The sequence below is a fragment of the Fervidicola ferrireducens genome (assembly GCF_001562425.1).
Lineage (GTDB): Bacteria > Bacillota > Thermosediminibacteria > Thermosediminibacterales > Thermosediminibacteraceae > Fervidicola > Fervidicola ferrireducens.
This window is the reverse complement of the sequence record NZ_LOED01000003.1, coordinates 98,375-113,991: the sequence shown is the minus strand read 5'-3', so window position 1 is coordinate 113,991 and position 15,617 is coordinate 98,375. Positions and strand designations below refer to the sequence as shown.

Here is a 15,617-nt window from a genome sequence, read left to right as displayed (position 1 = left end):
TCTATAAATAAATATACCTCTGCAAGAAATATACCTCTGCAAGGAGGATTATACAAAGGCAAGTAGAATTATGAAGAAAAATATAACCCAAAATAGGGAGGTGATAAAGGGGTTAAACTGGAGGATTGGGTTGGAATATTTATACAACAGAAGGAGGTATATTATGGAAAAACGCGAATCCTTTGCCACTCGTTTTGGATTTATTGCCGCCGCCATGGGACAGGCCATAGGTACCGGCAACGTATGGCGGTTTCCCCGTGTTGCCACTGCTAACGGTGGAGGGCCTTTCATGGTGGCATGCATCGTGGCCTTATTGGTATGGAGTGTTCCGCTTCTGCTGGCTGAAGTGGTGATAGGCAGAAGGACTAGAAAAGGTACGGTAGGCGCTTTCAGGGATTTAATAGGGGAAAAATACACCTGGATGGGCGGCTGGGTAGGATTCGTATGCTTTGCTCTGGGCGCTTATTATTCGGTCACGATGGGCTGGACGTTGAGGTACTTCTTTTACGGACTTTTTGGCGTACTCAAACCTGGTATCGATACTGAAGCCCTGTGGAAAAGCTTTATCGCGTCGCCCTGGGAAGGCATATTGTTCCACGCCATATCCGTAGGCCTTGCTGCCTTCATAGTATTCCGCGGGGTCCAGGGAGGTATAGAAAAGGCCTCCAAGTTCATGATTCCGAGCCTGTTCCTGCTCCTCATAATAGGGATGATAAGAGCCCTTACCTTGCCCAATGCGGTGGGAGGTCTAAATTACCTGTTTAATCCCGATTTTAGCAAATTGCTGAGCGGCAAAGTGTGGCTGGAAGCTTTTACCCAGTCAGCCTGGTCCACCGGAGCCGGCTGGGGGTTCATGATAACTTACGCCGTGTACACCAAGGAAAAAGAAGACGTGGCCTGTAACGGTTTCATCACGGGTTTTGCGGACACCTCCGCGGCTCTTATCGCTGCCATGACGGTAATCCCCACCATTTTCGCTTTGGCGCCCCAGAACGTGGACGAAGCCATAGGGGCGGGCAATACGGGCCTTACTTTTGTATGGCTAGCCAAGCTCTTCCCCGAAATGCCCGGAGGTCAGATTATCGCCACATTGTTCTTCCTCGCGATGGCCTTTGCTGCTTTGACTTCCCTCTACGCCATGTACGAAGTGAACATAAGAAACTTAATGGACGCAGGCTGGTCGAGGCAAAAGGCTGCGGCGTTTATAGTCGCTCTGAGTTTTATATGCGGCATCCCGTCGGCAGTTAACATCAACATTTTCGAAAATCAGGACCTGGTGTGGGGCGTGGCGCTCCTCGTAAGCGGACTTATGGTATCCTTTGCCATGATGAAATACGGGTTAGAGAAGGCGAGGATAGAAGATATCAACGCTGTATCCGATATAAAAGTAAACAGGTGGTGGAATACCTGCATTACGCTCTTCCCGGCAATGTTTGCCATCATCTGCGGCTGGTGGGTGTACCAGCAGTTTACGTGGTATCCTGACACCTGGTGGAATCCCTTTGAGGTTTACAGCCCGGCCACCATGTTCATGCAGTGGGCCATTGCTATAATCGTGCTCCTTGCTTATAATAACAGATTGGCCAAGGCCATAAAGCCCTCCGAAGCCGAAGCCTCCCACGACATATCAGCTGGGGAAGGAGTGTAGAAGATGGGTACCGGAAGTCTCATCACGATGATAATTGTTCTGGGTATTATATGGGGTGGAACGATCTACTTCATAAATTTGGCTTATAAGTCACAGGGTCAAAACAGAACTTAATATGAAATGTGACTTTTTTAAACTGCGAAGTGGAAACTTCGCAGTTTTTTTTACGGAAATCTTGCCCCTTGCTATATAATATTATTTAGTAGAATATTCAAAAATCGTGGGAGGGATGCCCTGTGACCTCACCCGCGGTTAATATATTGAAGAGTGATGAAAGCGTAGCTTTTCAAAAAAAACTGTTGGGCAGGGCAAATGCCGTCATAGATTTGGCAGGAGTCACCGGGTTCAGGTTCTGCAGCGAAAAAAGGCAACTTGCAGAGCTTAAGAAAAAATTTAAGGTGTCATCGCGCGGAATAACGTTTTTGGGGCCAGGCGATTTCCATCACCTTTCCATTTATTTTCTGGAAAGAACAGGACCGGTGCCGGTGTTGATCCTGTTCGACCACCATTCGGACATGCAGAGCTCCCCCGCGGGCTTTGTAACTTGCGGTTCGTGGGCAAGGCAGATATTGATTGAAGGGAAGGTGGGAAAATGTCTGGTGGTCGGAGTGAGTTCCATGGAAGAAGACCTTTTTAAGGATTTTTCCGGAGGAAAAGTCGCTATTTTCCCGGAAGATTTACCTCATGAGAAGAAAGTATCGGGCATATTGATGGAACTTGAAAGGATTAAAGGACCGGTTTACATAAGCATTGACAAAGACGTGCTCTCGGAGAAAGACGCGGCGACCAACTGGGACCAGGGTGTAATGAGCCTGGAGGAACTTTTGGACCTCATAGAAGTCATCGGCGAGGCCGTCCCCATTGTGGGAGCGGATGTGTGCGGCGAATGGAGAATTTCTTGCGATCTTGTATTTTTAAGCGGAGAAGACATAAAAAAGGCGAGCCTCAACGAAAAGGCCAACATAAAGATTTTGGAAAAACTTTTGGAAGTATGGCAAAAGGATAAAAAAAATAGTAAAATATCCTTGTACAAATCTGAGGTAAGGGGGTAAGTTTGATGGATCTAAAGGCGGATATAGGAGTGATAGGAGGAACGGGCTTTTACGCTTTTCTCGATGACGTGAAGGAAATAACGGTTGAAACTCCCTACGGAGCTCCCAGTGACAAAATCGCCCTCGCGAAAATAGGGGATAAAACCGTAGCCTTCCTGCCCAGGCACGGCAAGGACCATAGGTTTCCTCCTCACATGATAAACTACAGGGCAAACATCTACGCCTTAAAACAGCTGGGCGTGACGAGGATTTTGGGCCCCTGTGCGTCGGGCAGCCTTCAGCCCCACGTAAAACCGGGGGATTTTGTGATATGCGACCAGTTCGTAAACCGCACCTGGGGAAGGAAGGACACCTTTTACGACGGTCCTATTACCACCCACATAGGCGGTGCGGAGCCGTATTGTCCCGAGCTTAGGAAGATAGCCATAGAGGTGGCGAAGGAGAAGGGCCTGCCGCTTCATGAAAGGGGGACCGTTGTGGTGGTCCAGGGCCCAAGGTTCTCCACGAAAGCCGAGAGCCGGGAATTTTCGAGCCACGGATGGGAAGTAATAAACATGACCCAGTACCCGGAAGTGGTACTTGCCCGGGAACTGGAAATTTGCTACGCCAATATTACCCTGGTGACTGACTACGACGTGGGCCTGGAAGGACATCCCGATATCGAACCCGTGAGCCACGAGATGGTGTTGAAGGTCTTCAACGAAAATCTGGAAAAATTAAAGGACCTGATATATACCATAATCGAGAGAATTCCGAAAGAGCGCCACTGCCGGTGCGGTGAAGAACTAAAAACCGCCCGCATGGGGTAAGGAGGGGTCTATCATGCTGGTAAACGAGTACAAATCCGGACGAGAATTTGCGGGAAGGCTGGACCACGGAAGTGACCTTTTTTTGTCCTTGCTTGCCCTGGTGAAAGAAAAGGATATAAAAACGGGAATAGTAAAGGTAATAGGTGCGTGTAAAAAGTCGGTGGTGGCCATTTACGACCAGGAAAAAAAGACATACCACAATGTGACTTTGGAAAAACCGATGGAAATTTTGAGCTGTGTTGGCAATATATCGAGATTCCAGGGGAAACCGGCCCTGCACCTTCATATAGTATTAGGGGACCGCGATGGAAAGGCCTTCGGCGGCCATCTTTTGGAAGGAACCGAAGTTTTCGCGGCGGAGTTTTACATAAAAGAGCTTGTTGGCGATTCCTTAGAGAGGAAATACGACGAAGTTACGGGACTAAATCTCTGGAACTAATATTTGGAGGATGGGATGGAAATGCTCTTGCTTAAAGTAAAGCAAATGGTGGTAGAATACGGGGAAAAAATAGTAAAAGAAGGATTGGTTGTGGCGACGTGGGGCAACTTAAGCGCGCGCAACTGTAAAGACGATGTGTTTGTTATTACACCGAGCGGCATGAATTACACGATGCTGGAGCCGGATGACATCGTAGAAGTCGACCTTGAAGGCAGGCCTCTGACCTTGAACCGCAAGCCCTCAGTAGAGACGCCGCTGCACGCAGCCATTTACCGGGCAAGGCCAGACGTTCGGGCGATAATACATACCCACAGCACCAACGCCAGCGCCTGTGCTGCTGCCAGGGTGGAAATACCCTGCATCATGGAAGACATGGCGGCAATGGTCGGGGGGCCGGTCAAGGTGGCGAAGTACGCGCCTTCCGGGTCGCAGGAATTGGCAAAAAATGCGGTGGAAGCTTTAGGCGACCGGAATGCGGTGCTGCTTGCCAACCACGGCGTGGTGGCCGTGGGCAGGGACCTGGCTGAGGCTTTTAAAGTCTGCCTCGTGGTGGAAAAAAGCGCCGAAATTTTTCTCAAATCTAAAATTGCGGGCAATCCCGTACCCCTCACCGAAGGCGAAGTGAAGTTTATAAGGGACTTTTACCTCAACTCGTACGGCCAAAGGTAAAGGCATTGCTAAAACAGGTCCGCTATAATATAATTAATAGGGTTTCACTTTGCCTTTGGGAAGGAGTGCAAAATGCAAAGAAAAACTCAGAAGAAGGCTTCTAAGGTGGATTACAGCCTCCTCATAAAAAGGCAAATTCTCTCTTATCTGGAGGCTTTGAAAAATAAAGACTGCACGGTGGGGCAGCTGGACAGGTCGATGAAAAAGCTTTTCAGCATGGGCGACCTGGTGGTGCCGGTGTGCCTTTCCAAGCTCAAGGAAAGCGACGAAGAACTGGCCCCTATAGTGTGCTACGCCCTTGAATACGCCAACGACTACCGTTTGGTTGAGCCTCTCATGGATATCCTCGTGATGCCGCAGGTGTCGGACAAGGTAAAGGCCAGGATTCTTTCGGTGCTGTCCCACTACGGTGTGGATACGGGAGACCTGCCCCTTAACAGCATAATGAAAGATTTCGAAAAAGTGGTAACCCAGTCACTGGTAGAGATGATAGACGACATCAACAAAGATTATTTTTTAATCCCCTACATCCTGGATGACCTGCAGGACTTTCCGCCCGAAGTAAAACTCGCGTACATCAGGGACATAGGCGAGCACCGCCTGGAAAAGGCCGTGGTTTTGCTGGAGATTCTATCAAAGGTAGACGACGTTCCGGTGGCGGAAGAGGCTGCAAGAGCTCTGGGTAAAATAAAAAGCGGGAAAGCCCTTTACGCCCTGAACAAAGTTTTCCGGGAAGTTACAAACGAGCGGCTGAAAAAGACCGTAGAAAGGGAAATCCGGAGGCTTAAGTTTAGCGGCGTGGCGGAAGAACCTTACGAAATGCCGGTGACTTTGAAAAAGCCGGTTAAGGTGATATTGTCCTCCATAGACGGACTGGGGAGCAGGGCCTTGTGGATTGCCTGGAGAAATCCGATTAAAAAAAGAAGACTTTGCTCCATGAACCTCCTCGTGAACGTTTCGGAAGGAATAAAGGACTGCTGGAGCATTTCCCAGATGACGAGCCGGGAATTTGAAAATTCCGTGAGGGACCTTTCAAGAAGCACGATAATAGTCGAGACCGATGCCCAGTACGCCGTCGCTCTGATAAAAGATGCCTTTTACTGGAATTTAAAGACAGGCAATCCTATACCCTATCAGTTTTTTTTCTGGAAGGGCGTAATAGAAGAAAGCATGTCCTGCCGCCTTGCGCCAAAGCCATACAGGCCCGATTTCAGTATGTACGACCTTTTGTCCATAAAGGCCGATGAAGATTACTACAAAAGCACTTTTGACCTTTTCAACTACCGCCTCTTTGAAGACTGGTTTGTGGCAGAACCGAGGGTATACGATTATGCCGAGGAACATAAGTCGAAAAACGGGTATTACATTAAGAAGATGACGCTTTCCAAAGCGGAAAGTCTTTTTTCCAAATTTACCGCCGAGCTCATCGAACCCCGCGTGGAAACCTTAAGAAGGATGCTGGAGCTGGCGGCAGATTTCCTAAACAGGATGGGCGAAAGGGAACTGGTCAAGGTAGTGCTTTCGGCAATGCTGCACCTTGATTCAGACCCTCTCCACTATCACCCGTTTATCCAGAGGATGATAATAGAAAGCCTGCGGGTTGCCCTTATAAACATGAAAAACGGTTTTGACATGAGGGTAAATCCGGAGGCCTTTGACTAGAGAAAAAGGAGGAATGCAAAATGGCAAGGAAGTATCTTTTCACTTCCGAATCGGTGACGGAAGGGCATCCGGATAAAATTTGCGACCAGATTTCCGATGCTATACTGGATGCGATTCTCGAAAAAGACCCCATGGCCAGGGTGGCATGCGAGACGGCGGTCACCACCGGACTGGTCCTCGTCATGGGAGAGATAACCTGTGACTGTTATGTGGACATACCCTCCATCGCCAGGGAAACCATAAGGGAAATCGGATATACCAGGGCTAAGTACGGCTTCGACTGCGACACCTGCGCCGTTATAACTTCCATCGACGAACAGTCTCCGGATATAGCGATCGGGGTCGATTCCGCCTACGAGGTGAGGGAAGAGGGACAGGGCGACGAACTTGATAGAATAGGCGCCGGCGACCAGGGAATGATGTTCGGCTTTGCGGTAGACGAAACTCCCGAGCTCATGCCGATGCCCATAATGCTGGCCCACAAGCTGGCCCGCAGGCTTGCCGAAGTCAGAAAAACGAAGATTTTGCCGTATCTCAGACCCGATGGGAAAACCCAGGTCACGGTGGAGTACGAAGACGGAAGGCCGGTGAGGGTAGACAAGGTGGTGGTCTCGGCCCAGCACAAATCCACGGTGGACCTTGCTACTTTGAGGAGCGACATAGTCGAGACTGTAATCAAAAAAGTGATACCTGAAGAGCTTATGGATAAAAACACCAAATTTTACATTAACCCGACGGGAAGGTTCGTAATCGGAGGCCCCCACGGCGATTCGGGGCTTACCGGAAGAAAGATAATAGTTGACACCTACGGCGGTTACGCTCGCCACGGCGGTGGGGCCTTTTCGGGCAAGGACCCAACGAAGGTGGACCGCTCGGCGTCTTACGCCGCAAGATACGTAGCTAAAAACATCGTGGCCGCGGGCCTTGCGAAAAAGTGCGAAGTTCAGGTGGCTTACGCCATAGGAGTGGCCCATCCGGTTTCAATAATGGTGGATACCTTCGGGACCGGGGTGCTGCCGGATGAGAAGATTGAAAAGCTGATTGTTGAAAACTTCGATCTTCGCCCGGCAGCCATAATAAGGGATCTGGATTTGAGAAGGCCGATTTACCGGCAGGTAGCCGCCTACGGGCACTTCGGCAGAACGGATCTGGACGTGCCCTGGGAAAAGACGGACAAAGCGGAGATTTTGAAAAAGCAGGCAAGCAGCCTTTAAACAAGGCTGCTTTTTTTTGGGTGTTAGCAGGAATTTTGGGGAATTTTGTCAAAATATATAAAAAGACCGGGAGGGATAATTTTTGAAAAGAGTCCGCCTGGATCCAAAACACCTGGAAAACGTTATAAAAAGCACCATTGAAGCTGTAGAAAAGGGACACGAAGAAACCTTCAGAATAGCCGAACACGCCAAGAAAGAGTGTGAGCGGCTGGAAAAAGACATAAAGGAGATTAAAATTAAGATTGCGGAAACCATAAAGAGCGTGGACAGGCTGGAAAAAATGGAGAAAAATTCGAGATACCAGCTTATGATCGTGAGCAAAGACTTTGAAAAATACAGTGAAGAAGACATTAAGGCGGCGTACGAGCGCTCCCGGGAAATCCAGATAATGCTTACATTGGAAAGGGAAAGAGAAAAACAGCTCCGGGAAAAAAGAGACGAGATGGAGCGAAATCTCAAAAACATGCAGGAGATATTAAAAAAGGCGGAACGGGTTTCCCTGCAGATGGGGGTAGCCCTTAACTTTTTAAAAGGCAACCTGCAAGACCTTTCGGAAAAGCTCACCGACATAAACCAAAAGCAGCTCTTTGCGGGGAAGATAATTAAAGTACAGGAGGAAGAGAGAAAGGCAATTGCCCGGGAAATCCATGACGGTCCTGCCCAGTCCATAGCCAACTTACTTTTGCAGCTTGAGGTTTTAGAAAAAATTTGCGAGGAAGACCCAGATACGGTTAAAAAAGAACTTAAGGATTTGAAAAAGCTGGTCAAGAATACATTGGGGGAGATAAGGAAGATTATATTTAACCTCCGCCCTTCGGCGTTGGATGCCCTTGGGATCGAGGCAGTAGCGGGAAGATACTGTGCTGAATTTCAGGAGGACACGGGGATATCCGTGGACTTTGTGGTATTGGGAGAAAGGGTTAAACTCGATTCCACCGTGGAAATAACTCTATTCCGGGTGATACAGGAAGCTTTGAGCAATGTGAAAAAACACGCTAGGGCGAAAAACGTGAGAGTAAAGCTAGAATTTTTGCCCCACATGGTGAACCTTGTCATAGAGGACGACGGAGTGGGATTCAACATTGAGAAATTAGATGAAAGAGAAGGCGAACACTTCGGCCTTGTAAATATCAGGGAGAGGGTGGACCTTTTGAACGGCACGGTGAGGATCAGGTCTGAACCGGGCCGCGGTACGAACATTTATATCACCATACCTCTTAGGTGAGAGGGGGGATTTTTTAATATGGCGAAAATATCCGTGGTTCTTGCGGATGACCATGCCCTTGTGAGGAAGGGGTTAAAAAAGCTCCTGGAGATGGAAAGCGACATCGAGGTGGTGGGCGAAGCTTCAAATGGACTTGAGGCAGTGGAGGAAGTCAGGACAAAAGACCCCGATGTGGTGCTGATGGACATCAACATGCCGAAATTGAACGGGATTGAAGCTACAAGGCTTTTAAAAAAGGAAAAGTGCAGGGCGAAAGTTATCATCCTTACAATATACGACGACCGCGAGTACCTGCTGGAGCTTTTAAGAGTTGGCGTATCGGGTTACCTTTTAAAGGACATAGAGCCCCATGCTCTGTTGGAGGCCGTGAGGGCGGTGAACAGGGGAGAGACCTACATACAGCCCACCCTCACCCGCGCCTTAGTGGCGGAGTACAAGCGCCTTAGCCAGCCGCTCCCACGGGCCAGTCGTCCGCTGACCGCCAGGGAAAAGGAAGTGATGGCGTGCATTGCAGAAGGTATGAGCAACATAGAGATATCGGAAAAACTGGGAATAAGTGAAAAGACCGTGAAAAACCACGTGAGCAGCATCTTAAGGAAGCTGAACCTGATGGACAGGACCCAGGTGGCGGTCTACGCCCTTAAAAATAACCTGGTTTAGAAAAATGGGGGAGAGCGAGGGGGTAGTTATCCCGCTCAATTTATTGATGGGATCCACGGACCCCCTAAGATAGCTCCGGCGGTGATAGCCAAAATATTAAAGGGTTCCACGGCTCGCCGGCTCTTTGTGAAGCATCCGGAACTTAAGAAAAAGCTCTGGGGCGGACATTTATGGAACCCAAGCTACTATGTAGGTACAGCCGGAGAGGTCTCCAGCGAGACTATCAGGCGGTACATCGAAGCTCAAAAAACAGAGGGAGGTGAATGAGTGCCTCTAATTACACTCAAAGCCCAAATCCATGCGGACCCGCAGACTGAAGCTGTTCTGAAGGACGCCATGTTCTGTGCCACCAAGGTCTACAACGGGCTTTTGTGGCATCTGTGGAAAGAGCACAAGGAAACCGGGAGAGTAGATATTTCCCGAAAGAACCTCAACCGCATCTTAAAGGAGCTGCCCAGAGCCAAAGGGTACTACTCGATGTCAGTGCAACTCACCCGGGACGAAGTACGGGAAGCATATAAGTCTTTCTTTGCCCTCAAGAGAAAGGGACTCACGCGGCACGAGGCTCCCGGCTTCCGCCGGAAGAATTGTCTTTCACCGCTCAAGTACGTCCAAAGTGGGTTCAGGGTAGATGGAGAGAGAGTTACTCTAAGTCTGGGCACCAGCCGGGAAGATGGTGTAAGACAGGTCTCTTTCCGTATATCTCACCGTCCCGATATTGAATACGAACGGGTGCGTGAACTTTCCATCATCTACGACAAGGTTTCCGGGCGAATAGAAGCCCGTCTGGTGGTGGAAGTTAAGGCCCGTGAAAACAAAGGGACTGGGAGAGCAGCGGTAGACCTTGGAGAAAACATCTTAATGGCTGCTGTATTTGACGATGGTATGGTAATGCTTTATTCAGGTAAACTGATAAAAGCTATAAGGCGATATTGGCAGAAGGTACGAGCTAACCTCAAACAGAATTCCCGCCGGTGGAAACAAATAGCGCACCGGGAAAAGAAACAGGTAGAACACTTGTTGCACATGGCTACATCTCACTTTATTGCGGAATGTGTGCGACGTGGTGTGAAGGAAATAGCCATTGGGGACCTTAATGGAATCCGGGAAAGCATTGACTATGGAGACCAGTTGAACCAGCGGCTGCATGTCTGGCCGTACCGGAAGTTGATTGATATGCTTAAATACAAAGGGGTGCTGGCGGGAATTCTGGTGCGAGATGACATAAATGAAGGAAGCACGTCCATTACCTGCCACGCCTGCGGGAAGGTCATGGCTTCCAACCGGAGACACCGGGGTTTGTATGCGTGTTCCTGTGGTTGGAAGGCACAGGCGGACATAAACGGTGCACTGAACATCTACGAGAGGGCGTACCAGGTATCTCCCGTGAAGGGGAGTAGTGGCCGTGTGGCGCGGCCCGCGGTCGTGTCATACCACTTGGGATGGCACGGCGTCGCTGAACCGAAGCGCAGGGATAAAACCCTGTGTGCATCCGCATGAGGATGCCCCTCAATTTATTGAGGGGAGGACGTCACGCACGATTTAAAGTCCCCCCGAATAAATATAGACATGAGGATGCAATGAGGGGGGACTTAAATGGAGGCTTTGTTAGAAAAATTTGATGTAGGGCTTTTCATTTTAGCGGTATTCGCGACGGTGGGCATATACAGGATTCTGGAACTTATCCTGGCAAGGATGCTGTGGAAGGCAAAAAAAGAACAATCTTTGGGAAAAACCTGTTTGCTCATCCTGGTTAAAGATTTGGAAGACAGGGTGGAAGGGATTGTAAGGATTCTGGCGGGCCGCGGGGTCTTTGAAATGGCAGACATGGTTCACTTTGTAGACCTTGGTTCCCAAGATTGTACCTTTGATATCTTAAAAAGGCTTTCGCAAAAATTCGGATTCGATGTCGAAGAAGGACTGAAGGAGGATCTCCCTGAAGCTGATCTCGTATTGGCGGTCAATTTGCAAAACATCGGTGCTGAGGAAATTGCCGCGTATTTTGAAAGATTGTGCGGTGTAAAAAAAGTCGAAATGGGTCTAAGATCCCATAAAAATTAGGACAGGTGTTTGATTTGAAAAAAATTGTCGATATGTTTATAATTAGAATCGTAAAGCCCTATTCTTCTCATAGTTACCCCTTAGTTCGTAGTGCCCCCTTTCTTTCTTGGTAGGCCCAAAAAAAGGGCCTTTTTTTATGTGCAAAAAAAAGGAAATACACTATTTGTGTAGAATAATATATACCAAAGTTATGGTGGGGGCACGGCCATGAATACGAAAACTTACGCAAGGGCAGTGGCGTTAACGGGCATAGGGCTTCTTTTGATGATGACGACGTTATACGGATTTCCTTGGGGGTACTTTGGCTTTAAATATCTCATATTTCTCTTTTTAATGGTAATGTCCGAATTATCCGCCGTTCAGGTGAACAATACGCGCCTGAGCATGGAGTTCGGGACCGTTTATTCGGCCGGATTCATATTCGGATTCATTCCTGCCGCGGTCATGAAAGCTTTGAGTACCTTTTTGAGCCAGCTTTACATGAAGTCGGCGGAAGGAAGTTTTGTGCGGGAACTAGACCGGGTGTTTTTTAATGTGGGCCAGGACATGCTTAGCTTTTTCGGCGCAGCGGGTTTTTATGTAGTATTGAAAAAAGCAGGATACCAGGAAATATTTTCTCAGGCCCTTGCTATTTTTATTTATTTTCTGCTCAACAACATCCTTATAGAGATTTATCTTGCTCTTGAAAGAGAACATTATACAGTCAGAAAATCGCTCGAAGCGGTGAAGTTTGACTTTGGCACGTATATCATCTCTGTGCCGGCGGGACTGCTGACGGTAGAGCTTAACAATCATTTTGGTTTTTTCGTCTCCCTTTTGGGGTTTGTTCCGTATTTCATCCTTGTATACGTTTTCAAAATATACATGAGCCTTGTAACTACCAACAGGGAGCTCACGGCCCTTTACGACGTGGCTGCGACTTTGAGTTCCACTCTTAATACCGATGAGGTAATAAAAATAGTATTCGATTCGGCAAAGAACGTCGCTCCCTGGGACACCATCTGCCTTTACCTTTATCAGCAGGGGTTTCTGGTGCCGGTTATGTACGAGGGTTTTTCCGACGATTCAATAAAAGACTTCAGGATAAAGCCGGGGGAGGGGATTACGGGAAAGACATTGATAAGCAAAAAGGGAGAGGTGGCGAGTTACAAAAAGGAATCCGCCTGGCTAAAAATGCCGGGCCTGCCCCAAGATACGAAAACGGTGATGTCGGTCCCGCTGATAAATAGCAGCGGCATAGTGGGGGCCATCACCTTGACATCCAGCCGGAAAGACGCCTATAATGCGAAGAACTTGAAAATCATGAGCATCCTAGCTAACCAGGCGGCTGTCGCCATTTCCAACGCCCAGTTGTTCGACAAAACCAGCCACCTTGCTGTCACCGATGGTCTGACGGGGCTTTATAACCACAGGTATATATATAATCAGCTAGAGCATATGGTCAACCACGTGAAAAACTGCGGCGGAACTTTCAGCCTCATACTTTTAGATATCGATCATTTCAAATCCTATAACGACAATTACGGCCACCTCATGGGCGACAAAGTTTTAAAAAAGCTTGCTGAAATCTTAAGGCAAAATGTCAGAACCGGCGACATCGTCGGCCGCTACGGTGGGGAAGAATTTGCGATAATCCTTCCCGATACTTCGGGTTCGGAAGCCTACGCCATCGCCGAAAGGATAAGGAAGGCCGTGGAAAGCACCGAATTTGCGGTGACGGAAGAGGGTAAAAAGATATTCATAACCGTGAGCGCGGGAGTTGCCTCATGTCCCGATGATGCCCTGACCGTAAAAGAACTGGTGAATAAGGCGGACCAGGCCCTGCTTTTCGGTGCCAAAAAGAAGGGCAGGAACCGGGTGGTGGAATTCAAACGATTGCGATGAATAATCCCCTTTCCGGGGATTTTTTATTGTTGCAGATGATGAGCAAAAATGATATAAACAATTTAAGAAAGCTACATAGAGGTGCTCTTATGGTCGAACTTGAAGGAGTGGTGGAAAGGATCACCTTTCGCAATGAGGAAAACTTTTTCACCGTAGCCAGGATAAAGATGAAGGATTCCGACGAAACGGTGACGGCGGTGGGTTTTTTTCCTTCGGTAAACGAGGGCGAACTTGTGAGGTTGAAAGGCCGCTGGGTAATCCACGAAAAGCACGGTTACCAGCTCAAAATAGAATCCTACGAGACCCTGGCTCCTGCTACAGTGAGGGAAATAGAGAATTACCTGGCCTCGGGTATCATAAAGGGCATAGGACCCGCCATGGCCAGGAAGATAGTGGAAAAGTTTAAAGAAGATGCCCTTGAGGTCCTCGCCTCGTCTCCGGAGATGTTGCTCGAAATACCGGGCATCGGCAGAAAGCGCCTGGAAATGATAACCCGCTCTTTTAACGAGCAGAGGGAAACGAGGGAAATAATGCTGTTTTTGCAGCAGTACGGCATAGGAGCGGGTTTGGCGGTAAAGGTGTACAAAGTCTACAGGGAAAAGGCCATAGAGGTGATAAGGCAAAATCCTTACAGGCTCGCCGACGAGGTGTACGGGATTGGTTTTAAGACAGCAGATAAAATAGCCCGGCACATGGGAATGGAGATTGACGCACCGGAGCGAGTGGCAGCCGGAGTAAAATACGTGCTCCAGCAGGCGGCGGACGAAGGCCACGTTTTTCTGCCGGAGAGAGAGCTAATAAAAAGGGCTTCTTCGCTTTTGGAAGTCGAAGAAGAGCTGATAAGGGCGTCGCTGCCAGCTCTTCAGGAAAAGGGAGACATAGTGGTGGATGGGGCGCAGGAAGATAAAAAAGTGTATCTTTCGGCCTTTTACGTCTCGGAAAAGTCCGTGGCAAGAAAGCTTTACCTTTTGGCAGGTTTTGGACAAATCAGGCCTTTTGAATTAACCCCGGAGGAAATAAACGAAATAGAAAAGCGGTGTGCGATAAAGCTTGCCCGAAAGCAGCGGGAAGCCCTGGAAAAGGCGGCTTCCTCCGGAGTTTTGGTCATCACCGGGGGTCCCGGCACGGGCAAGACCACCATCATAAAATGCCTCATCGAATTTTTCAAAGGGCGCCGCATGAAAGTGGCCCTGGCCGCACCCACCGGCAGGGCCGCGAAGCGCATGGCCGAAGCTACGGGGATGGAAGCTAAGACCATCCACCGCCTCCTGGAATATAAGGTTTCCGGGGAAGGCGGCATGGTCTTCGGAAAGAACCGCGAAAATCCCCTCGACGAAGACGTGGTGATAATCGACGAGACTTCCATGGTGGATATAATTTTGATGCACCACTTGCTTTCAGCCTTGAAGCCTTTTGCAAGACTGATTCTGGTCGGAGACAAGGACCAGCTGCCGTCGGTGGGACCGGGGAGTGTATTGAAGGAGATAATAGAGAGTAACCGCATCCCCGTGGTGATGCTGGATGAAATTTTCCGGCAGGCCCGGGAGAGCATGATAGTGGTAAACGCCCACAGGGTAAACAAAGGACTTTTTCCGTACCTGAACGTAAAGGGCAGGGACTTTTATTTTGAGCAGGCGGCGGAACCGGAGGAAACCTTGGATAAAGTGGTGGAACTGGTATGCTCGAGGCTCCCCGGTTACGGCGGCTTCGACCCCATGGAAGATATCCAGGTGATAACGCCCATGAAGAAGACCGCCGTCGGTGTCCTTTCGCTAAACCTCAGGCTCCAGGAAAGATTAAATCCCCCTTCGCCCGAAAAAAGGGAGATTTCTTTTCGCTCCTTTACCTTCCGTGTAGGGGACCGGGTAATGCAGATTAAGAACAATTACGAAAAGGAAGTCTTCAACGGCGACCTTGGGCGGATTGTAGATATAGATGACGATGAGAAGGTGCTGGTTTCCTTCCCCGATGCTCAAGGGGAACGGATAGTGGTTTATGCAGGGGATGAACTGGAAGAGCTTGCGCTTTCCTATGCCCTCTCCGTCCACAAAAGCCAGGGCAGTGAATTCCCCGTCGTGGTCATGCCCTTAGTTATACAGCATTTTGTAATGCTCCAGCGAAATTTGCTTTACACGGCCATTACCAGGGCCAAAAAGCTGATGGTGCTGGTGGGCTCGAAGCAGGCCCTGGCCGCAGCGGTGAGAAACAGCAGGGCTTTGATGAGATATAGCTGTCTTTCGGAGAGGATATGCGAGGAGTTTGAAAAAAGTCAAATCTTTGATATGGGGGGTTAG

General features: G+C 49.0%; 14 protein-coding genes and 1 pseudogene. All 15 read left to right on the top strand.

Annotated elements, in window-relative coordinates; all coding sequences use genetic code 11:
• Positions 1-163 precede the first annotated feature (163 nt).
• The 15 genes and pseudogenes from AN618_RS02415 (at position 164) to recD2 (ending at position 15,617) form a co-directional block, all read left to right on the top strand.
• A complete protein-coding gene (locus AN618_RS02415; protein WP_066351663.1) occupies positions 164-1,648 on the top strand; it encodes a sodium-dependent transporter in 1,485 nt (494 codons plus the stop codon).
• A 3-nt stretch (positions 1,649-1,651) separates the two neighbouring features.
• A complete protein-coding gene (locus AN618_RS14130; protein WP_157081601.1) occupies positions 1,652-1,762 on the top strand; it encodes a MetS family NSS transporter small subunit in 111 nt (36 codons plus the stop codon).
• A gap of 122 nt (positions 1,763-1,884) precedes the next feature.
• Positions 1,885-2,700: an arginase family protein gene (locus AN618_RS02410; protein WP_066351608.1), complete on the top strand. Its 816-nt coding sequence runs from the start codon at positions 1,885-1,887 to the stop codon at positions 2,698-2,700.
• A 5-nt stretch (positions 2,701-2,705) separates the two neighbouring features.
• Positions 2,706-3,509 carry an S-methyl-5'-thioadenosine phosphorylase gene (locus AN618_RS02405; RefSeq protein ID WP_066351606.1) on the top strand — a complete coding sequence of 268 codons (804 nt, stop codon included), beginning with the start codon at positions 2,706-2,708 and terminating at the stop codon, positions 3,507-3,509.
• 13 nt (positions 3,510-3,522) lie between these two features.
• Positions 3,523-3,948 carry a PPC domain-containing DNA-binding protein gene (locus AN618_RS02400; protein WP_066351601.1) on the top strand — a complete coding sequence of 142 codons (426 nt, stop codon included), beginning with the start codon at positions 3,523-3,525 and terminating at the stop codon, positions 3,946-3,948.
• Between the two features lie 15 nt (positions 3,949-3,963).
• Positions 3,964-4,617: a class II aldolase/adducin family protein gene (locus tag AN618_RS02395; RefSeq protein WP_066351598.1), complete on the top strand. Its 654-nt coding sequence runs from the start codon at positions 3,964-3,966 to the stop codon at positions 4,615-4,617.
• Positions 4,618-4,689: 72 nt separating this feature from the next.
• Complete coding sequence (locus AN618_RS02390; protein WP_066351595.1) at positions 4,690-6,279, top strand: HEAT repeat domain-containing protein; 1,590 nt, start codon at positions 4,690-4,692, stop codon at positions 6,277-6,279.
• 20 nt (positions 6,280-6,299) lie between these two features.
• Positions 6,300-7,493: a methionine adenosyltransferase gene (gene metK, locus AN618_RS02385; protein ID WP_066351592.1), complete on the top strand. Its 1,194-nt coding sequence runs from the start codon at positions 6,300-6,302 to the stop codon at positions 7,491-7,493.
• Between the two features lie 82 nt (positions 7,494-7,575).
• Positions 7,576-8,718 carry a sensor histidine kinase gene (locus AN618_RS02380; RefSeq protein WP_066351590.1) on the top strand — a complete coding sequence of 381 codons (1,143 nt, stop codon included), beginning with the start codon at positions 7,576-7,578 and terminating at the stop codon, positions 8,716-8,718.
• Positions 8,719-8,736: 18 nt separating this feature from the next.
• Complete coding sequence (locus AN618_RS02375) at positions 8,737-9,378, top strand: response regulator (RefSeq protein ID WP_066351589.1); 642 nt, start codon at positions 8,737-8,739, stop codon at positions 9,376-9,378.
• Between the two features lie 63 nt (positions 9,379-9,441).
• A pseudogene (gene tnpA / locus AN618_RS02370) lies at positions 9,442-9,645 on the top strand (IS200/IS605 family transposase); the annotation flags it as partial.
• Positions 9,646-10,878 (top strand): RNA-guided endonuclease InsQ/TnpB family protein, encoded by a 1,233-nt coding sequence (locus AN618_RS02365; protein ID WP_066351585.1) that lies wholly within the window; start codon positions 9,646-9,648, stop codon positions 10,876-10,878. It begins immediately after the preceding pseudogene.
• 96 nt (positions 10,879-10,974) lie between these two features.
• Entirely contained in the window at positions 10,975-11,439 is a 465-nt protein-coding gene (locus tag AN618_RS02360; RefSeq protein ID WP_066351584.1) for a hypothetical protein, read from the top strand.
• A gap of 207 nt (positions 11,440-11,646) precedes the next feature.
• Positions 11,647-13,323, top strand: coding sequence for a sensor domain-containing diguanylate cyclase (locus AN618_RS02355; protein WP_066351582.1), 1,677 nt, complete (start codon positions 11,647-11,649; stop codon positions 13,321-13,323).
• Between the two features lie 89 nt (positions 13,324-13,412).
• Positions 13,413-15,617 (top strand): SF1B family DNA helicase RecD2, encoded by a 2,205-nt coding sequence (gene recD2, locus AN618_RS02350; protein WP_066351660.1) that lies wholly within the window; start codon positions 13,413-13,415, stop codon positions 15,615-15,617.